Annotated in this window: 14 protein-coding genes; all 14 read right to left on the minus strand. The window is 32.5% G+C overall.

The window, feature by feature from the left end; genetic code table 11:
* Positions 1–248: 248 nt before the first annotated feature.
* The 14 genes from J5J05_RS01360 to J5J05_RS01425 all read right to left on the minus strand — a co-directional run bounded on the left by J5J05_RS01360 (position 249) and on the right by J5J05_RS01425 (position 20,994).
* A complete protein-coding gene (locus J5J05_RS01360) occupies positions 249–1,418 on the minus strand; it encodes a nucleotide sugar dehydrogenase (RefSeq protein WP_208558874.1) in 1,170 nt (389 codons plus the stop codon).
* Positions 1,419–1,475: 57 nt separating this feature from the next.
* The gene (locus J5J05_RS01365; RefSeq protein WP_208558875.1) at positions 1,476–2,447 is read right to left on the minus strand and encodes an LCP family glycopolymer transferase; all 972 of its coding nucleotides are present in this window, start codon (positions 2,445–2,447) and stop codon (positions 1,476–1,478) included.
* A 390-nt stretch (positions 2,448–2,837) separates the two neighbouring features.
* The gene (locus J5J05_RS01370) at positions 2,838–3,821 is read right to left on the minus strand and encodes a glycosyltransferase family 2 protein (RefSeq protein WP_208558878.1); all 984 of its coding nucleotides are present in this window, start codon (positions 3,819–3,821) and stop codon (positions 2,838–2,840) included.
* 1 nt (position 3,822) lies between these two features.
* On the minus strand, positions 3,823–5,349 hold the full coding sequence (locus tag J5J05_RS01375; protein WP_208558880.1) for a lipopolysaccharide biosynthesis protein: 1,527 nt from the start codon (positions 5,347–5,349) through the stop codon (positions 3,823–3,825).
* A 73-nt stretch (positions 5,350–5,422) separates the two neighbouring features.
* Positions 5,423–6,436: a nitroreductase family protein gene (locus J5J05_RS01380; RefSeq protein WP_208558881.1), complete on the minus strand. Its 1,014-nt coding sequence runs from the start codon at positions 6,434–6,436 to the stop codon at positions 5,423–5,425.
* A 199-nt stretch (positions 6,437–6,635) separates the two neighbouring features.
* Complete coding sequence (locus J5J05_RS01385; RefSeq protein WP_208558882.1) at positions 6,636–9,452, minus strand: GW dipeptide domain-containing protein; 2,817 nt, start codon at positions 9,450–9,452, stop codon at positions 6,636–6,638.
* Positions 9,453–9,465: 13 nt separating this feature from the next.
* Positions 9,466–12,405, minus strand: a complete 2,940-nt coding sequence (locus J5J05_RS01390) for a GW dipeptide domain-containing protein (protein ID WP_208558884.1) — start codon at positions 12,403–12,405, stop codon at positions 9,466–9,468.
* A 205-nt stretch (positions 12,406–12,610) separates the two neighbouring features.
* Positions 12,611–13,684: a polysialyltransferase family glycosyltransferase gene (locus tag J5J05_RS01395; RefSeq protein WP_208558885.1), complete on the minus strand. Its 1,074-nt coding sequence runs from the start codon at positions 13,682–13,684 to the stop codon at positions 12,611–12,613.
* Positions 13,681–15,189 carry an O-antigen ligase family protein gene (locus J5J05_RS01400; protein ID WP_208558887.1) on the minus strand — a complete coding sequence of 503 codons (1,509 nt, stop codon included), beginning with the start codon at positions 15,187–15,189 and terminating at the stop codon, positions 13,681–13,683. The genes J5J05_RS01395 and J5J05_RS01400 overlap by 4 nt, the downstream gene beginning before the upstream one ends.
* 1 nt (position 15,190) lies before the next feature.
* Complete coding sequence (locus J5J05_RS01405; protein ID WP_244244561.1) at positions 15,191–16,150, minus strand: beta-1,6-N-acetylglucosaminyltransferase; 960 nt, start codon at positions 16,148–16,150, stop codon at positions 15,191–15,193.
* A gap of 10 nt (positions 16,151–16,160) precedes the next feature.
* The gene (locus J5J05_RS01410) at positions 16,161–17,111 is read right to left on the minus strand and encodes a glycosyltransferase family 2 protein (RefSeq protein WP_208558889.1); all 951 of its coding nucleotides are present in this window, start codon (positions 17,109–17,111) and stop codon (positions 16,161–16,163) included.
* A 35-nt stretch (positions 17,112–17,146) separates the two neighbouring features.
* Positions 17,147–18,184, minus strand: coding sequence for a glycosyltransferase family 2 protein (locus J5J05_RS01415; protein WP_208558891.1), 1,038 nt, complete (start codon positions 18,182–18,184; stop codon positions 17,147–17,149).
* Between the two features lie 101 nt (positions 18,185–18,285).
* Positions 18,286–19,347, minus strand: coding sequence for an N-acetylneuraminate synthase family protein (locus tag J5J05_RS01420; protein WP_208558896.1), 1,062 nt, complete (start codon positions 19,345–19,347; stop codon positions 18,286–18,288).
* Between the two features lie 15 nt (positions 19,348–19,362).
* Complete coding sequence (locus tag J5J05_RS01425; RefSeq protein WP_208558897.1) at positions 19,363–20,994, minus strand: cytidylyltransferase domain-containing protein; 1,632 nt, start codon at positions 20,992–20,994, stop codon at positions 19,363–19,365.
* Positions 20,995–21,026 lie beyond the last annotated feature (32 nt).

Raw genomic sequence — 21,026 nt, forward strand, 5'->3', positions numbered from 1 at the left:
AAAATGAAACCTAAAAAAAGAAGACCTATCGAATGAAACCGATAGATCTTCTTAAGGGTAACTAATGTTACCAACACCAGTTGACACAGAGCCGTGATTTCTCACTAACGTCTTTTTTATGAAAAAATATCTATTATAACTTTTAGGGATTGACAGCTAAATCAATACTAAATTTCTTTCATACTTAAATCTCACTCTCTAACTTGCTATTTTGAAAAAAATATGATCCTTATCAATATAAAATCTAATTAATCTAAATTATATAAATCTCTAGTATAAATCTTTTCTTTAACGTCATCTAAATCTTCTGTAAAACGATTTGCAACAATGACATCTGATTCTTCTTTGAAACTACTTAAATTATTATTGACTTTTGAGTTATAAAATAGTTCATCTTCTAAAACCGGCTCATACACGACTACTTCAACGCCTTTAGCCTTCAATCGCTTCATAATTCCTTGAATAGAACTTTGTCTGAAATTATCTGAACCTGCTTTCATAACCAATCTGTAAATCCCAACTTTTTTGGGATTTTTAGCTAGGATTTGTTCTGCAACAAAATCTTTTCGGGTTCTATTAGCATCTACGATCGCACCAATAATTTTATTTGGGACCTTATCGTAATTCGCTAATAATTGTTTAGTATCTTTTGGCAAACAGTAACCACCATAACCGAATGAAGGATTATTGTAGTGATCACCAATACGTGGATCTAATCCAACACCATCAATGATTGATTTGGTATCTAAGCAATGTACTTCCGCATAGGTATCTAATTCATTGAAGTAAGCAACACGTAGCGCCAGATAAGTATTTGCAAAAAGTTTAACGGCTTCTGCCTCTGTTGATGCCATTAACAACACTGAAATATCTTCCTTAATAGCACCTTCAACTAAAAGATCAGCGAACTTTTGTGCTCGCTCTGATTTTTCTCCAATAATAATTCTACTTGGATAAAGGTTATCATAAAGTGCATTTCCTTCTCGAAGAAATTCAGGAGAAAATATAATTTTATCAGTATCATACTTTTCTCTGACAGAAGATGTGTAGCCTACTGGAATCGTTGATTTCACAATGATAATAGCGTTTGGTGCAAATTTCAAAGCATCTTCAATAACGACTTCCACTAAAGTAGTATCAAAATAGTTATTTTTATCATCGTAATTGGTTGGTGCAGCTATGATGACATATTCTGGGTTATGACCATAAGCATTTTTTTTGTCAGAAGTAGCTTCTAAGTTTAATTCTTTGGTTGCTAGATATTCTTCAATTTCTTTATCGATTATAGGAGATACTTTATTATTAATCATTTCTACTTTCTCTTCTATAATTTCAAGAGCTTTGACCTGATTATTCTGCGCTAATAGCACGGCATTAGAAAGTCCAACGTATCCCATTCCCACTATGGTTATATTCATATTATCATTCCATTCTATTGTAAAATGTATCAAGAAAATAGATTTAATTTATCTCTATTAGTTCATCTCCAACTCATTCTTCAATACAGTACTTACTCTTTGTACTTCTTCTTCAGGTATGAACTCGTAATATACTTTATTTTGTATTCTACCAGTCCCAGATAATTGTTCTTCTTCGGTTGTATTTATAGCAGAATTGTACTTAGTGAATGCATCAACCATATCGTCAAAAGACAGATTCGTTTGCATGTTTGCACTTAATGTATTCAAGATATCTTTATAATTCATAACGGATTCAACCGAAGCCATTTTAGTAACAGTTTGTTGCACGACTTCTCTTTGTCTTTCTTGCCGACCATAATCACCATTAGGATCTTGTTTACGCATTCTAGAATATTCAAGCGCCATGTTTCCGTTCATATGAACTCGTTTTCCCTCAACAAAACTATATCCATCTTGTTCAAAGGTTAAGTGAGGTGTTATATCAATACCACCAACAGCATCAACGATTTGTTGCAGACCTTCCATATTAACCGATACGTAATAGTCAATTGGAATATCGAATAAATTTTGTACTGTATTAACGGCCATTGATGTTCCACCAAAAGCATAAGCATGATTGATTTTATCCATAGTTCCACGACCGACAATTTCTGTATAAGTATCTCTTGGAATACTCACTAACGTAGTTTTTTCAGAATTTGGATTAACTGTCATAACCATCATAGTATCCGAGCGTCCCTGGTCAACTCTTCCCATATCACCAGTGTCAATACCCATTAATAGTACAGAAAAAGGTTCGTTTCCGTCATCAACAACTACTGGCTTCTCTCTTTTTTGTTCGTGATCTGAAGGAGCGTACATCTCTTCGGTTGACGACTGAACATCACTATAGACTTTCCATCCAATAAAAAGTCCCAATATTGTTAGCACTCCGAAAATCACTAAAAATCCTATTAAAACCTTTTTCCACAATGATTTTTTCTTTTTGCCTTTTCGCTTTCTTCTAACTCTATTTTGCTCTTCCAAAAATGTTCCCTCTTTCTTTATACTAGATATGTAAAATAGTCTACACCATTGTACCAGTTAAATAGCTTCATACAATAGGATAGTTGTGAACTTTTTAAAAATCGTAGGAATATCCGTATATTTATTTACCAATAATTAATCAATTTATATCATTAATTGGCTTCTACTAATCTTTTAGTAGAGGCTTTTTATTAACAATTAACTCTATTACCAATTCTTTTTTTACAGTCAAGTTGGATGACTATTTTCATCTAACGTCCATTCATAAATGGATTGTTTCTTCATATTTTCCACAAAAAATTATACGAGAAGCTACTCTCCATTTATGAAGAGTAGCTTCTCGTATATAAAATAAGACTGATGATATAAAGTGAATATTAAAAAAGATAGTTATCCATATCTAAGTTTTCTAAAAACCCTAAAGAATAAACTCGTTAGTTTGTTCGAACCTTCTAAATAAATCATATAGTCTTTAAAAGTCAGAGAATCCACTTCTTTTAAACTATTCAAATAATCATTTCTTCCTGCTCTATTTCGAAATTCAGAAGATAGTTTCATTTTTTTTCTGAGATATTTAAGATGAATATCCTTTTTATAGCGAACTTTATCTTCTTCTGGCATTTCTTCCAAGGTATCGATAACATTATTTAATATCATTTCATGGTTTTCAGCTTTTTTTATTTCAGAAGTATAGCTTCTTTTACCTCTAGAATGACTACCCTCTCTAACATAAACGAAGAATAGTGGTTCATCCAAGTATTTGATTTTATTTCCATAGGCAATAGGCAATATCAATTGCCAGTTTTGTCCTGCACGTGATTCTATGATTTGTCCATCCTTCAATTTGTCCATTAAAGCGTTTTTTCTTACAAGATAAGAGCCTCCATGGAAAATCGCATTTTTTTCAAAAATCATATCGTCAAAAAGCGTTCTATTCACTTCCGTAGGTCTAATCAATTCTTCTAACACGTTCTGTTCACTATCAACTAACTGCGTTTTGTTTAGTACGATGTCGTAGTTTTCATTTTTTTCGAGTAATGCTACTCTTTTTTCAATACTATCGCTTGAAAAATAGTCATCTGAATCGGGCCAAGTCAAATACTTACCTTTCGCCTGTTGTAATCCTTTGTTAATGGCTGCAGCTTGCCCCAGATTTTTTTGATATACATATTTTAGCTCGATATCTTTAACTTTAAAACTATCCGCATTAGATTTTATTACTTCTTCAGTACCATCAGTTGATCCATCATCGATGATGATCAATTGAATGTTATTGTAAGTTTGACTCAATACTGAATCTAAAAATTTTTGGATAAATTGCTCTCCATTATAACAAGGTGTAATTATACTAACCAGCGGATCGTAACATACCATATTAATTACTTGCCCCTTCTTTTTTCAGGATAATATTTTTTAAATACTTGAATTCAGATCTTTTTCTTAACAGAATAAAGAAGATCGCATTAACTACCACTGTGACCACAACTACCAGGCTTACAAAGTTAACCCAATTAACTGTTGATAACAACTGACTCTTGATTACTTCTATCAGAAGCAGTGTCAAAGCCATAATAATCAAATAAACTGCAGAATCTACGTAATATTCTTTCACGCTTTGATTAAATACATTTTTGTATACGATAAATGGTTTTATACCTGTTGCAATCAACCCTTGAATGACAGTTCCTACGTAAATCCCTACTAAACCGATATACTGCACCAGAATAATTGAAATTACCAGATTGACTACCGCTTGAACGATTGCGACGTATTTATCAGCGTCAAAGACACCTGCTGCTATTTTGAAGTTGTTTACAACTATACGATGTCCCCTTGCATAAAAATCTATGATAATCAAATAAATAACCATTTGGTTGATGACCATTTCACTACCGATCCAAAGTTCCACAAAAGGAGAAAGTAAGGTGATAAAAGCAATGGAAGAAAAACCAAATATCCAAAAAGCAACAAACCTGTATACTTTAAAAAGTCTAAGCTGCTTCTCAATACTTTCAGTAGCAATTAAATTACCGAAACTTGAAATCAGTGAATTAAAAATTATATTAATCAACTGTGTAACGGAAGAGATGAGTAAATTATAGTTTGAGACTAAACCTACGACTGTAATATTGATAAAAGATGAAATAACAATATTATCAGATTGATATACACTTATCTCGCCTATTTTATGAAAAATAAGTGCTTTAATGTTTGTTTTGATGGGCTCTACTTCTTGAGATTCAAGTTCTCTTACATTTTTTTCAAGCAACATTGGATATTTCTTATTCAAATAAAAGTTGGCATAAACTTTTTCTAAGAGTTCAATAAAAGCACCAACTAGTAGATATATTAAAAAATTCTGCAAGAAAAGCAACACGACTATTTGAGTTAAGACAACCATAACCGTAGATACTGTGCGAATATTTGTTTGAATATAATTCTTCTGTTCAGCATTAGCCAAACTGTACTTATAAGAAACAAAATAACTAGTCACAGTATTGAATAAGAAAATCAAATAATAGAGGACTAATTCCGTATTTGAGATATTCCCAGGATCTTTTATTACAAACTGCAAGAACGGTATGATAGCCAATCCTAAAATTGCCACGATACCCGCAATCCACCTATAGGCAGTCTTGTAAAGATTCATGAGTGATTTTATTTTCTCTTTATCACCTTCTGCTATTGGTTTATATAGACTATAGTTCATAGCCGTCCCAATACCCAATTCCGCAAAAGATAATACCGATAATATATTTGTATATAATCCATTAACCCCTAAATAGGTAGCTCCAAGTGCGTATATAAAGACTGTTCTTGATACAAACTTCAGTATCAAGTTTAGGACTGTACCAATATAACCATATGTGATATTCTTTTTTGCAAATTCTATTCTACTCATTTTACACCTTTTCATTATTACACTTTTTTTGCTACTGCAGAATTGATAATCTCAACTACAATAGCACTAGGTATTATACTATAACATTCGTAATTATGGTAGCCGGATCTTTGGGAGATTTTGCTACCTTAAATTCTTTTGGATAATTTCCAACCGTTATAAATGCAATGAAGTTCTCTGAAGCACTTAGACCTATGAGCTTTCTCATTTTTTGATCTTTTTCAATTGTAAAGTTAGTGTTTAAGGTACAGGTTGCTAATCCTTTAGATTCTAACCCATATAGCAAAGACATTGCAAACAAACCGCCATCAATATAAGCTTGGTTTCTTTCATGAGGGCCATTCATATATTGAGTATCACAAGTAACCAGTATTAGATCTTTCAAGTTTTTACCATTTGCTCTAAATCCACCTTGTAGATCAAGTACATCATTGATCAATCGCTGATTTTTCAAGTAATGGACTTTCCAAGATTGACGATTGCAGACAGAGGGGGATTCAGTTGCTATTTGTATGGCTGCCATTACATCACCTTGATTGACTTCCTCTTCGCTATATTCTCTAACACTAAATCTTTCTTTAGCCAATGATTCAAAAGTTAAGGAAGAGAATTCAGGTAATTTATCTTTAGTAAAAGAAAGATAGCCACCTAAGTCCATATTATCTTTTAAAAGATACTTACTATATTGTCTTAATTTGTCTTCTACCGAATTCACTTCATGATTGTATTTTTTATGCATATCAACATATTTATGTATAACGCTTATAGCGGTTTGAAATCTCTCATCTTCCGTTGAATAGCCCATTTCAATAAATTTATCCATTGAAAAAAACAATTGCTCAAATGCTGCTTTACCAAAACCTAACCTGATATCAGCATTACTAAGACCTTTTTCTATAGCATGATAATGAAAAGTTATTTTTGATCTTAAATTATTTTCAGTAAGTTCTTCTCGGATACCATACGCAGAATCTTCAAATCGCCTTTTATCATATTGATACAAATCATTTAACTGTTTTTTCGTTTTCATTCTTTTTAGTGAATGTATGGCTTTCTGGGGAAGCATTTTTTTGATTTTTGTTCTCATTGTATTTTATCCTCTCAATTTATATTTTATATTAACTTTATCAATGATATCTTAATATTATTTAAAGAATTAAGGTGGTTTTTTAGATTAATCTCAGGGAATTACATTGTATATTGTAACATATTTCACTTGAATCAGATAACCTATTTTGATTAAGTCATAAGAAAAAGACCACAGTTTTAAGCTGTGGCCTTTACGCTTATCTTAAAAAATATTGGTCTATTCCATCAGTAATTGCTCTTGCAGCTGTTTCTTGATATTGTGTTGTTCTAACTTTTGCTAGTTCAGCTGAATTGCTCATAAATCCTAATTCAAAGAGAACAGCAGTCATTTCTGTATTACGCAAGACATTAAGGCTTTGGGCTCTAACACCTCTATCATACATACCAGTATAAGAAATTAGTTTAGCATGAGCTGTATCAGCTAATCTCAAACTTGAATTTATGCGTGGATCGTTAATGTCAAAATCGTTTCTGTTTTGCGTATATGAAGAGTTCTGGATAAAGGTTTCAATCCCTCTCGCTGAACTACCCACACCTAAAGAATTATAATGAATACTGATAAATATAGCAGCATTTCCACTGTTAGCCATTCTCGATCTAGCAATTAAATCTGGTGAAAGAGTTGATGCAAATGCTACATCAGTTGTTCTAGTCATGACTACATTGTATCCTTTACGTTCTAACATACCTCTTAAAATTTTTGAAGTAGATAGATTTAATGTTTTTTCATTTACGCCACTAACTGATGCCCCACTAAAGCGCCCCCCATGACCTGGATCAATATAGACTGTTGGTACTCCTAATGCTTTCCTATCCACCCAACCGTAATCAGTGCCATCTAAACTTATATATGCATAACCTTTGGTTATATTGTGAACTTTAACCGTTCTTCCACTAATTAAACTTGTATGGGATAGTTGCTGGTATCCACTCATGCCCCAAGGTAAAGTATCAATAGAGTAATTCCCTTGGATTACAGCATTATAGTAGACATTTTGCTGCCCACTAACACTCTGCGGACTTGGAGATGTGCCTAGTGCTCTTTGATCTACCCAGCCATATTTCACACCATTAACTTCTAACAAAGCGTAGCTTCTATAATGATGAGTTACTTTAACTTTTGTTCCTAATAATTTACTAGTTGAATTAACATTTTGATATCCCGCAGTACCCCATGGTAACGTGTCAATACTGTAACCTGTTTTAGCAATTGTGGTTGAATAGTTTACTGGAAGGCTTCCTAGCATGTCTTCTGCCCTTGCCATTGCTCTATAATCTACCCAACCTAGTTCTCTACCATTCTCAACAACGAGTAAATATGCCCCATTGTTAGCTTCAGATACTACTTTTACTGTTTTTGAAATGTAATTATTTGAAGAACTGACTCGTTGCGAACCTGGCGTTCCCCAAGGTAGTGTATCAATGGTATATCCGGAATTAATTATAACCGCTGGATAAGATGACGCATTAATACTTAATGCACGTTTATCTATCCAGCCTACTTGTTTTCCATTGTACGAAATCAATACGTATGCACGGTTATTGCTTTCTGCCATAATATCCACACGCTTATTAAGGTATTGTGAAGTTGAACCTATAGTTTTATACCCTTTATCTCCCCATGGTAATGAATCGATACTATGATTTCCTCTTACAATTGATAACGTTTTTCTTTCGGTCGTATTGTTCAGCGCTTTGTTATCGATCCAGCCTAGATATTTCCCATTTGAGCTTATTAGTGAGTAGGCACCATTAGAACTTTTTAGCATAATATCAACTTCTTGATATAAATTACTTTTAGAAGTTGTTAATTGGCGATATCCAGATTGTCCCCAAGGTGCTGAATCAATTGAATGTGTTTCAGAAGTAATTACCTTTTTATCTATTGACTTTGGTGTATCCAACGCTCGCTTATCGACCCACCCGATTCCTACACCATTTCTTACTACGTATACATACGCTCTATTCTTACTCTCGCCAACAATTGTCATTTCGTTAAAAATCTGATCAATCGTATCAGAAATTTTGTACGATCCTGAACTTCCCCAGGGTGCTGAATCAATTGAATATCCTGACAATACTACCGTTCTTGTATACGGTTCTACAGCAACCATATTAAAGGCTCTTTTATCTATCCAGCCAAGATCTTTACCATTTAAAGCAATTCTAGCATAAGCGCCATTCATCGTTTCACTTAATACATCGACTCTTTTGTTTAGATATGAAGCACTGTTTCCGACTGTTCTATAACCTTCATAACCCCAAGGCACAGTATCGATAGAATACCCAGCTATTTTGATATCGGCTTGATATCTAATATTTCTACTGTTAACTGTAGAAGAAAGTGTTCTAACTTGGTTGGCTTCACTCTCAGCTTTTTTATCAGTAGTTGGTAAACTTTTGGTCATTGCCTGTTCTTGCTTTTCTTCAATTGATGCTTCTTCAATATCTTGTATTTCTTCCATTTCTTGTTCTTCTGAGCTTGCATCTTCAGTATCATCAAGATTTTTCTCTTCATCCACAGATTCGTCTACTTCAGAAGTTTCTTCATTAGGTTCCACTTCAAGATTGCTATCTTCTGTAGTTTCTTCGTTCTCAGCTATTTCTTTATCAATTAATTCAACTTCATCATCAGCTAGCCACATTAACTTATTTTCTTCAATTTCAGTATAATAGAAAATCTTATCTTCATTTTGCGCTTTTTTTATAATCGAAAGTTCTTTATCTTGATAAGTATCCAGTAAAACTTCATTCATTTCGCCTGTTACAGTATCATACGTATCTCTTGTTTCATCCTTCGAAACAAATAATCCTGTTAATTCTACTTCTTCAGCATTTTCTAGCCACTCATAGAAACTGAGAACAGCTGTTTCTGCTGTTTGTTCTGTTTGTTCTTCGTCAACATCCGTGATTGAAAAGTCACTATTTGCGCTAACTACTATTGGTTGAGCAATATTGACGGCTAATATACTTGCAACACTTAGTACTGTCATACCTTTATTAATTTGTTTCATTGTATTCTCCTTTTTAATTCGTGTTTAATGCTCTCATATCAATCCAACCTAGTTCTATATTATTTAAAAGCACATATGCGTATGCACCATTGCTACTCTTCAACACTATTCTAGCAGTTTGTCCTACATAACTTGAACTATCTCCCAATTTTGTTGATCCTCGCTCTCCCCATGGGAGAGAATCAATCGAATAACCATTCTTGATCACAGCGTACTGATTTGGTGAAACTGGAACTCTACCAAAGGCTCTTTTATCTACCCAACCGACACCTTTTCCATCAAGTTCAATATAAGCATAAGCACCATTTTTCGTTTCTCTTAGTACAGTTATTTCTTTACCAATTAATATAGAACTAGAACTAATATTCTTATACCCATTATATCCCCATGGTTTTGAATCAATTGAATATCGACTTTCTCTAATTGTCTCTTTATAGGTAACAGCCTGTGTTTCAAAAGTTTCAATTGCACGCTTGTCTACCCAACCAAGAGATTTACCATCCAAAATGACTAAAACATACGCACCATTGTTTGACTCTGCAATAGCTTTGACTTTTCGGTTAATATAATTAGAGGAATTGTCTAAAGTCTTATATCCTTTTTCTCCCCAAGGAAGGCTATCAATAGAGAAATCAGGGTTACTCATATAAGATTGATAATTAACTTGTTTCCTATTGAAAGCACGTTTATCGATCCAGCCTAATTCTCGACCATTTTGAGCGATAAATGCATATGCCCCATTAGTAGTTTCCCGAATAATTTCTACACTACTACCAAGGTATTTATTACTAGACTCTTTTCTTTCAGAGCCGCTGTAGCCCCAGGGTCTTGTATCAATAGAGTAGTTACCTTTTTTTATTGTATCTGAATAAATAATTGAATTTGTTTCAAAAGATTCAATCGCTCTTTTATCAACCCATCCTAATGTTTTACCGTTCAAACTTAATAAAAGGTAATTACCATTTTTTGCTTCTCTTTTTATATCAAAAGAAGTACCAAGATAATCGGAAGAACTAGCGATATTTTTATACCCTTTAGTACCCCAAGGTAAAGAATCAATTGAATGTCCAGCATAATTCACCTTAGCTTTGTAGGCTACTTTTACTGAATCAAACGCTTGAATTGCTTTTTTGTCAATCCATCCTTTAACACTGCCGTTTTGGGATAGTTTGGCATAAGCGCCGTTTGTTGTCTCTTCAGTCACTTCAAGTATTTGTCCATTTGTAAAATCACTTGATGAAAATTGTTTAACATAACCTTTTGTTCCCCATGGCAAGCTATCTATCGAATGATTACCGCTAATGATAACCGCCTCGTAATCAACAGATTTTGATAAGACTAATTCAAATGCACGCTTGTCTACCCATCCCAAATCCCTACCATCCAGTTGAATAAATGCGTAAGTACGATTTTGATTTTCTCTAGTAACTTTTACTTTTTTCCCGTATAGATTACTGGTATTTCCTACATTTTCACCATTTGAATTTCCCCATGGTAAGCTATCTATAGAGAAAGACCGCTGCAATATCTCAGCCTCGTAATTCACATTAACTATATCAAGATCATATTGAAGTAAATTATACGTACTGATGATTGTATTTAATTTAGTATTATAATTAGGATCAGTCGCGTATCTTCCAGTTAACCATTTTGTAGCATCCTTGTAGCTAAGAGTATTTCTGACCCAAGTACCGTTGTAATAATTTCTGTCCCAGCTAACGCCGTTTCTTAGTTTATTGGCATTATCATTTAAGGAACTAGCAAAATTAGGATAGAATTTAAAGTCAGCATCAACATAGGTGTTTACACCATTAATATGTTCCCATGTTCTTTTAACTATTGAGTAGCCGTTGTACGTGCCTTTCATACCAAATAAATTATTTCCATTCTTAGCAAGAGTACTTGTACCATAGTCACTTTCAAGTGATGCCTGAGCGATCATAATAGAGGCATATAATTGTTCTTTACCTTTTTCCTCAGCTATAGGCTTAGCTCTTGAAGACATATACTGTACGAACTCATTCTTAGAAGAAAAAGTTCTATTCTCTTCATCAATACGATCGTATATATTAACACCATTGATGGATAAAACTTGACCAGAGGTGATTGTATTATTCGTTAGATTATTCCAATTTTTCAAATTCTGTGAAGATAAACCAAATTTACTTGCAATACTGACCAAAGTGTCTCCGGCATTAACGATATAATATCTAGTAGCATTTTGAATAACACTTGAAGTTCTAACTTGGAAATTCATTTCATTTCGGTTTATATCTTTGTCAACTATTTCATTAATTTCAGTGTCAACACTATTTTTTGATTCTATTGATTCAGTATGCGAAGTTAATTCGGACGCAGACTCAGAGTCTACTTCAGCTTCGTTATCTTCTGTTTCGTCAACAACTTCTACTTCCTTGTTATCTTGATTTTCTATTATTTCTTTTGGGGGTTCTGTTACATTTTCTTCTTTAATTGAAGGGATATCAGAAACTACAGGAGTTGTATCATATATTAAACGATCAATATTTTCTGAAGATACAAAGTAAAAATTATAAGCCGTATTATCATCTGCATGCTCGAATGCTACCTCTAAAGGCTCATCTTCAGATATCTTATATTTTACTGTATTTCCAAAAGAATCAGTGATAATAAAATCGCCATTCTCCTTAGAAGTTATTTCAAATGTCCAAATATCATTTAATAGTTTTCCATCTATTCCAAAAATACTATCTACTGATTCAGCTGGCAATTCATTCATTTTTACCGACTCAATATCCGTAGTTATTATGTATTGTTCCAATCTAACAAGTGAATCGTTATCTTCTGAAAACTTGACTTGTTGATCAGCCGACTGCGCTACGACGTTGATTTGACTTATAGACAAATACGAAGGTACTAATAGTACGACGATACTAGTAACAATAATACTTCTAAATTTAAAACTTTTTTTCAATAACAATCTCTCCCCAATGACGTATGCGTTCAACACGATCCTTTCGCATCTAATTACATTTTACCGTAGATTAATAAGATTACAACATAGGTATTGTGACAATTTAAATAACAAAACTCATCAAGTCATTAGTATTTTATTAATCTAGAATGCGGTTTAATTGAAAAAAATATCCTAAACCTCTCATTTGAGGCTCAGGATACTCTCATTTTATAAGTTTCTTAAATTCATTTACTGTTTTTGGAACTTTGATTTCGTCTGGCAATCGACTACTCATTAACGCACCCAAATTAATTGCGTTTTCCAACCAACTACTGGAAGAATCATCAAAATGATTACTAAAGAATTCTGTCTTAATTATCTCGGCTAAATATATTACCGGTATGGGCATATCGAACATCATCGAAGGCGTAAAAGCTGCTGAAGAAGCCATACTGATAATTGTAGCTTCATTAGCTTGATTCGTAAGACAATAAAGTTCCCAAGGCAAGTCTGTATTGATAACACTAATTTCACCGTATTTATTTTTGCTAGATCTTGGATGAAGTTTAACAATTAATTCACTTTCTTTTTTGATTGCACTTTTTACGATATTGAAAACTTCATATTCATTAATTTTACTACCATCCGCCTGAAAAGGTTGATCAAGAAAAATAAAATTTGTATTCTTTGAGTTCTTCGCATCTTTTAATTCGTCTTCGAATAAAAATAAAATCACTTCATAAGCTTTAGTACCCAACTTCAATTTAGGTAATTTCACATAATTATTTTGTTCTTTACTTTGAACTAAACTAGGTTCATAAACAAAATATTTACAAAATGTAGCACGGTAGATACTTTTAGTATTAATTATTTTAACAAGCTTATTTTTTTTTGCATTAAGATCAAAGATATTAGATTCAACATACGCCCCTATACCATCTTCAATATAATTTAAAGCAACTTGTTTATTCTTACTTTTAATAAAAGCATAGAGTAATTTTGCAAAATAATTATCTCCCTGCACAAATATATTCTCATATGAATATTTAGTTAGTTTGTAACCATTTAAATTAAATAGTAAATTCGCATTTTTTATAATTGGTTTATTAATTTGATTGTGTTTGATGAGATAAACATTTTCAAAAATATCAATATTGATTGCTCTATCATATAGCTTTTCTGCACCTTCGAATTCATTATAGATATATAAATCGTTCTCTATATCATCATAATAGTTAACAATAGTATTGACAATGTTAATCAGGTGCAATGGTGTCCAGGCTATGAAAGCATTCATTTTAATTCCTCATTTTTGGGTAGTTTAGATCTGATAAAATTTAAATACCCTAAATATGTCCAAAAGACTAAACCTATAACATCTCTATTATTCATGATTAAATGATTCTCAACAACATCGTTTACGAATAGTGAAAGCAAAAACACTAGGATAATAAGATACAATTGATCATTTGGATTATGGATATTGAAATTTTTGGATAACAAATAAACAATATTATCTTTTAATACTAATACAACGAATACCGTTAGTAATGTAAATCCAATGATACCTGACTTCGCAAGTACAGATACGTAGGTATTATGCATATTTCCACTAGCTCTTTGTAACTCAGAAATATCTAATTCAGATAACCGACTTTCATCAATTTGGTTCGTCGTTTCTACCCCTCTATAAATATCAGTATCTGCAACACCAAATAAAGGTTTCTGTTTAACTAATTGCAAGCCTGCCATCCAGATACTAAATCTTCCGGAAGAAAGCTCTCCACCTTCATCAGGTCTTAAGTCAACTTTTGAAAAAGTAGGTGGTGTAGTCTTCTCATTCAGTTCGCTATCTATATCTCCCTCTTCGTTAGAATCACTCTTACCTTTATTGTTAAATAAATTACTAGCTTGATATTTAACCACATCAACACTAGACGGTACATAACTTAAAGTCTCTTCCACTGTACGACTAACAGAGAAAAATACTAGCAATGACAAACCAATGCCAATACCCCAAATTTTTAAAGCTGAACCCAATTTTCTATTTTTACTAATTTTCAATATAACGGCTATTGAAAAGAGCATAAACCCTAGACCATAGATTGTAATTTGGGTACCTCTGGATTTTGATAATACAAAAAATATGTATTGTACAACTCCATTGACCACATAAAGATTTTGGAATTTAGTCCAAGTACCTCTTTTAAAATGATTATTTACTAACATCAATACGACTGATACATAGCCAAACATCGACCCAATATTTGGGCTCGTATAAATACCAAACAATCTGCTACCTATGAATCCTTGTCTTAACGTAAATGTTCCTAAGCCTGCTGGTACTCTATAGGAGATGTTGAATATGAAAAGTACGATAGCAATCGAACCAAGTAATAAAGTAGCATAAATAAAAATATCGTTAAAAATTCTCAGTTTCTTATCTATACTTTGCTTACTTTCTTTTGTATCAAATACATAAAAGATAAATAAGGAAATAATCAGGTAACCCCAATTAATAATGGTATCAGGAAATTGATAGGGATAGTTAGTGATTACAGAGATTAAGTAAGAAAGACTCAATAAAGCAAGTATTATCCAATAAGGTTGTTTTAGCATTTTCCTTTTACTAACAAAATCATAAGCTACTACGCCCAGACCCCATACAAAAGAAATTTTCATCGGTATATTCTCAATATTCAGTGCACTAGGTATGAAGTAAACCATAAAAATCACTAGGTTAACGTACCTGTATATCATAGGGTTAAATAAATAATTATCCATCACTTTTTTAATTGTCATTCTAAACAGTCCTTTTATTTAAAATTTCTTTGTCTATTTTATCTAGCAAACTTTCTGACATATTCGTAGAAACTTTTCTAACGAACAATTTGTCACTACTTTTAAGTAGTGAGTAATCCTCAATTGTGAACCATTTTGTCATTGAAGCATCCAGAAAGTGAATATTAGCTAATTGAGAAGTTTGTTTAGAAGTATCTTCTCCACGTTTATTCATCTGTATAGGCTGATCTGGTCCATCTATTTGATTTCGATTTGAATATGTTGAATTAAAAAAAAGTGTATGGAAAAACTTTTCATCTGGTGCAAACATAATTTCAAATACTTTATAATCTTGTTTATTTTGATCATATATCTCAAGCAAATCCCTCAAGCAATTATCGGTTAATGCCCACCACTGCGAGCCATGATACAAGTCGAATTTACCATGTCGAATTCTATTGGACAATTTAAAATTCCTCAAAATTTTATTGATCAATGCTCTAAATGCTTTGAAAAAGAACGTATTGGTTTTGCGGATAAGCGGGTAATCATGCTTTTGCCAGTAATCAATATGGCTGCCAAATAATTCTTTATTTTCTAACTTTTCAAGATTGATACCTCTTATAAATTCGATTTCTTTATTTTGTTCAAAATAATCATAGATATCATCCACTGACTTTATCGGATAATCAGCACCCGAAAGTAGTACATATCGATCAAAACTTTTTTGATCTGCCAGAGCTGTCCTAGCTAATGCAATTTCTGCACGAATAATAGAAAATCCGCCCCAGTATATATTGTATCTTGGTTCAACGAATTGAACATTCTCATATCTAATTAGATATTTTTCAAATTTTTCTATATCAGTCTTCCGATCAATATGCACAAAAAAATGAGCTTGATGCTTGTTGAGTCTTTCTATAAGTCTTTTCAAGTTCTCAGGATCGTTATGAGCTAGTATTAAGTATGCAATTTTAATCATTATTTACCCCTTACTTACCTAAATAAATCTTGTACATTTTACCATATAAGAATAAATTCTTTTGTAAAAGTTTCAATGCAATTTTTTTTGCAGATGAAACATTTTGTAACAATTGTTTACTGTTGTACTTTTTTATATCATTCTTTAAAATATTGTAATACTCTTTTGTATGTTTTGAGCCACTTGATATAGATAACTTATATCCTGTAGAAAGAAATCCATCAATCAACTTTTCGTATGCTAAAGATTCTAATTTTGGTAATTGTTTTTTTACCAATTCAAGTAAGATTATACGCTGGTCAACATTATCATATTGCATAGGATTAAAATCTGCATTAACAATACTCGAAGCATTTTGCATATAGTTATACCCAGTGTATGTTGTAAATTGTATCTTCTGTGCAGCTAAAACTAGTCTAAATGAAGGAACAATATCCTCGTATAAATGACCTTCTGGGTAGCGAATATTTGAAAATAAAGATTTTCTATAAATTTTATTCCAAGCATAAAAGTCTATCCCTTTATAATTGAATAAATAGCTAATTGCTTGTTCTTTATCCAAAACAACTTCCTCAACACTGTCTAGTTTACGTATCTTTTTATCACTGATTCTTCTCACATTAAATACGAAAATATCTGTATCCATTTGTTTCATTTCAAAAAACTTTTCAAAAAGGTTTATTTCGAAATAATCATCGCTATCAATAAATGAAACAAAGTCCATAGAAGCTTGTTCTAACCCTGCATTTCTCGCTGAAGATAATCCTCCATTTGATTTATGGATAACAATGATTCTATCATCTTCTTTTGCTAGTTCCTCACAAATTTCTCCACTAGTATCCGTGGATCCATCATCAACTAAAATAAGCTCCAGTTTTTTATAGGACTGATTTAAAACACTTTCTACTGCTCTTCGAAGAGAATTTTCTACGTTATACACTGGCATTATTACACTAATCATTTTATCACCATTTCTCTATTCATTTTGTTAATTGATTAAAAGTTACCTTTAATTTTTTCAATGAATCTAGGAGATGTATTACTGATCTTATACAGTATCCAAGAAGTCAAATACATTAGAATTACTGATTTTATTTTGAACACATTTTTCAATACTTTTCTCATTAGTGAATTGTCCAAACTATCTTCAGAAGCTTGTAAAACTCTATCGTTGTGGAGAATACTTTTAATGTAATTGCGCTTTTCCCTAAAAGTAAGTGTACTAACTGAATGTATCGGAATAATACTGGACATTACACCCTTTAAGAATAGTGCACTAAATCCTCTATTATCTTTTGGTGAAATTTCGAGACATTTCTCATAGAACTCAACGAAGGTCTGAAATTTATTAGGAAAATGTTTATTCGTTAGCCCATCTCTTCCATCAAAATAATATTCATACAATATTTCTTTTACTAGCTTTACTGTCTGTACGCTATCAAAATAGGCTAAGTTAAATAAGCGGTCTTCGCAACTTCTATAAGGCGGGAAAGAAATATTATTTTTTTTTATTATATCTACTTTGTATACTTTGTTCCAAACGACATATAGTAATTGCTTTTCCATAAGATTAAACAAGTCATCCTTGAAATCACTTTGCTTTAGATAAGTTCTATCTACTGCCTCAGTAACTTTTTCATTAACAACTTCTCCTTCATCTAATACTTTCATTACGTATGAGGATATTAATAAATCAGTCTTTGAGTCAGCAATATAAGCGTACCTATCTTCAAGTGCTGTAATAACCAATTTGTCGTCAGCATCTACGAAGATCATATAAGTTCCATTTGCCTGTTTGATCCCATAATTTCTTGCAGAACCTGGTCCACTATTATCTATATTGATTAATTTAAATTGGTTTTTATCTGCAATAAATGTTTCAATCATTTCTCTGCTAGAGTCAGTAGAACCATCATTGATCAGTATAACCTCAAAGTCTTTAAAAGTTTGAGAAGCAATTGAAGTCAGTGTATCTATTATTTTATTCTGAGCATTATAAACGGGCATAACTAATGTGAAAAACGGTCTCTTCATGAGGTACTCTCACTTTCGTTTTATTCATCAAAGAAAAAGCATCTCATTAGATCTCACATTCAATAACTATCAAATGCTTCGTCGCTTGAGATGCGTTAACTTTAATCTAGTAAATCGTATTCTAAAATACTATCTTCTTCTATTTTGTTTTTTGCTGTTTTACCGATGACTTTATCAATCTCTGAAGGAGATATACCATGTCCAGGACGTTTAAAAGTAATCATTTCTCTTGTAATTTCAGTGCCCGCCGGAATATCAGTATCTGCAACAATAGATCTACGCGCATTCTTTCTTGCGGCATTTTGTGTATCTAGATTCAGCTCTTTATTCCCTCTAATTTTCATTTGAAATTCAAGGGCACGTTTTAGCATTTTCATATCTTCAGGGTCCATTGCATGGTAATGATCGTTTCCAGGTAATGTTTTATCTAGTGTATAGTGTTTTTCAATAACAGGTGCACCCAATGCAACGGCAGTTTTCACAACGTCCATGAATTCGTCCGGTTTAGTATGATCTGAATAGCCAATAACGCATTCAGGAAATTCTTCTTTTAAAAGTTCAATAACTTCTAAATTTGCGTGATCATATGGTGTAGGGTATTCTAAAACACAGTGTAACAATACGATATCGTTATTGCCTGTTTTTTTGATTGTTTCAATAGCTGCTCTAATTTCTTCAATAGTAGATGCTCCAGCTGAAATTAAAACTGGTTTACCTTTTTTTGCTTGATGTTCAATAAACGGTAAGTTCGTAAGATCTGAAGAAGAAATCTTATAAATGTCCATTAGTTCATTAAGATAATCGGCAGATTCAAAATCAAAGGCAGTACTGAAAAATTCGATATCTAATTGTTTGCTATAATCTGAAAGCTCTTTGTATTCTTCATAACCAAAAGAGTCGAATTTTTTAAACAATTCATATTGTGAGGTGGTTGACTCTTCAGAAGTATCCCAATAAGAAGGTGAAAACTTAGAAGCGATCGTACCCGCTTTGTATGTCTGGAATTTAATCGCATCCATACCCGACTCCTTAGCTTTATCAATCATCAACTTAGCAGCTTCCATGGGTGAAATATTCTCTTTTTTTGCGATATCATAATAATTTACACCAATTTCACCTATAACATAATATCCTTGTTCTTCAATTGTTTTAAATATACTCATTAGTATGCTCCCCTTTTAGTCAAATATAATTTTCATAACACGATTTAAGCCACTTCTTAAATTACTTTGTTGCATCTGATTGTGCATTTGATTTCTTATCTGATGAGATTTCGTCAACCATTCAATGGTACCTTTAATTGTATCTTCTTCAATAGCCTCGCCAAGACCTAAATTAATAAAACCATTATTTAAATAACCAAATTCGTGCTTCAGTTCTCTCATATTTTGAGCTAATAGTATCGTAGGGACAGCCATCGCTGCAAGCTCTAACATCGTTCTACCTTGTGAAGAAATAGCCAAGTCTGCAACTTTCATGTGTTCACTCATCACTTTAACATCTTGAATAATCTGAATGTTTAAAGTGGATTTTTTTGCTAATTTTTCCAATTCCTTAAAATGTGGATATCCTGGTCCAACAATTATAGTAATCTTTATATTGCTAAGCCCCTTACTTTTTTCAATAGCATGAAAAACTTTAAACGTCAGATTACTAGGATCAACGCCTCCAAATATAACAAGTATATTTTTGACATCATTTTCAAATTTGCTTGGTTCGCTTAAAAGAAATTCATCTCGAATAATATAGTAATCACTGCCCCAGTAAATATGGTCGCCTGATTTTTGTGGAGCGTATAAATCATTTATTACAGCATCAGCTTTATCTGCACCGTCACCCAAATCTTCAAAATTGATTACTTTAACACCCAGTCCTTTGAGATAGTTTATGTAATCCAACTCTGTATTGAGCATATCATTGATTACGATATCAGCTTTTCTGGCTTGTACGATTTTACCCATATCAAAGTCATCTTCTATAATATCATACTTGAAATGACTATTCTTTATCTTATCTATTCCTAAATCTGAATACTTACTTACAACAAAACTTACGTCATGATCAATTAAGTTGTACGCTAAAGATAATCCTCTATATACATGACCAAGTCCGATTTTAGAATGACCTTCTACCCTTATGATCACAGTTTTTTTAGTTAACTGTTTTTCTGCTATCCACCAATCTTCCGCAGTATCTATATCGATTGATTGCCATGACGGAACTTCGAAAACAGACACATTCGTTCCAATCCTAGCATCCGGCCTCATACACTGCGCTTTCGTAATCAAAAATGCACCTGTTTCTACAAATCTTTTGGGGAGATATTGACGATTTAATCGCTCAGCATATCCTGGCACGAATTTGCCTTTCTCATTCATTTCCCAATAAAGGTGTGCTTGGTTGACAGCACTTAGCATTGTATCGTAATCATTCTCAATACACTCTTTTAATGCTTTATCCAATACTTCTACCGTTAATAATGGTGATGTTGCTTGAAGTGTAACTACGTAATCGTAGTTTTTATTCTTCAACTCACTCATTTTTTTGAAAGCATCGTATATTACTGGATCGAGTGTAATTGCGTCACTTGAGAGTGATTCAGTTCTATTAACTACATCTGCACCATAATTTAAAGCAACTCTTTCAATCTCCACATCGTCCGTAGAAACACAAACGTCAATTGAATAACTACTATCCAAGGCATTATTTATGGCATATCCAATTAATGGAGTACCTGCTAAAAATCGTACGTTTTTTCTAGGAATACCTTTTGAACCCCCTCTTGCAGGGATTACAGCAAGTATGTTCATTTTATCGTTCTCCTTTTTCGTCGATTCTATTT

The sequence above is a fragment of the Marinilactibacillus kalidii genome (assembly GCF_017599325.1).
GTDB classification, from domain to species: Bacteria; Bacillota; Bacilli; order Lactobacillales; family Carnobacteriaceae_A; genus Marinilactibacillus; species Marinilactibacillus kalidii.

Bases quoted from the DNA above. Each gene is read 5' to 3' on its own strand.
- J5J05_RS01415 (WP_208558891.1), bottom strand. From the start codon at position 18,184: ATGAAGAGACCGTTTTTCACATTAGTTATGCCCGTTTATAATGCTCAG.
- J5J05_RS01405 (WP_244244561.1), bottom strand. From the start codon at position 16,150: ATGATTAAAATTGCATACTTAATACTAGCTCATAACGATCCTGAGAAC.
- J5J05_RS01420 (WP_208558896.1), bottom strand. From the start codon at position 19,347: ATGAGTATATTTAAAACAATTGAAGAACAAGGATATTATGTTATAGGT.
- J5J05_RS01370 (WP_208558878.1), bottom strand. From the start codon at position 3,821: ATGGTATGTTACGATCCGCTGGTTAGTATAATTACACCTTGTTATAAT.
- J5J05_RS01360 (WP_208558874.1), bottom strand. From the start codon at position 1,418: ATGAATATAACCATAGTGGGAATGGGATACGTTGGACTTTCTAATGCC.
- J5J05_RS01410 (WP_208558889.1), bottom strand. From the start codon at position 17,111: ATGATTAGTGTAATAATGCCAGTGTATAACGTAGAAAATTCTCTTCGA.
- J5J05_RS01375 (WP_208558880.1), bottom strand. From the start codon at position 5,349: ATGAGTAGAATAGAATTTGCAAAAAAGAATATCACATATGGTTATATT.
- J5J05_RS01425 (WP_208558897.1), bottom strand. From the start codon at position 20,994: ATGAACATACTTGCTGTAATCCCTGCAAGAGGGGGTTCAAAAGGTATT.
- J5J05_RS01385 (WP_208558882.1), bottom strand. From the start codon at position 9,452: ATGAAACAAATTAATAAAGGTATGACAGTACTAAGTGTTGCAAGTATA.
- J5J05_RS01395 (WP_208558885.1), bottom strand. From the start codon at position 13,684: ATGAATGCTTTCATAGCCTGGACACCATTGCACCTGATTAACATTGTC.
- J5J05_RS01400 (WP_208558887.1), bottom strand. From the start codon at position 15,189: ATGACAATTAAAAAAGTGATGGATAATTATTTATTTAACCCTATGATA.
- J5J05_RS01380 (WP_208558881.1), bottom strand. From the start codon at position 6,436: ATGAGAACAAAAATCAAAAAAATGCTTCCCCAGAAAGCCATACATTCA.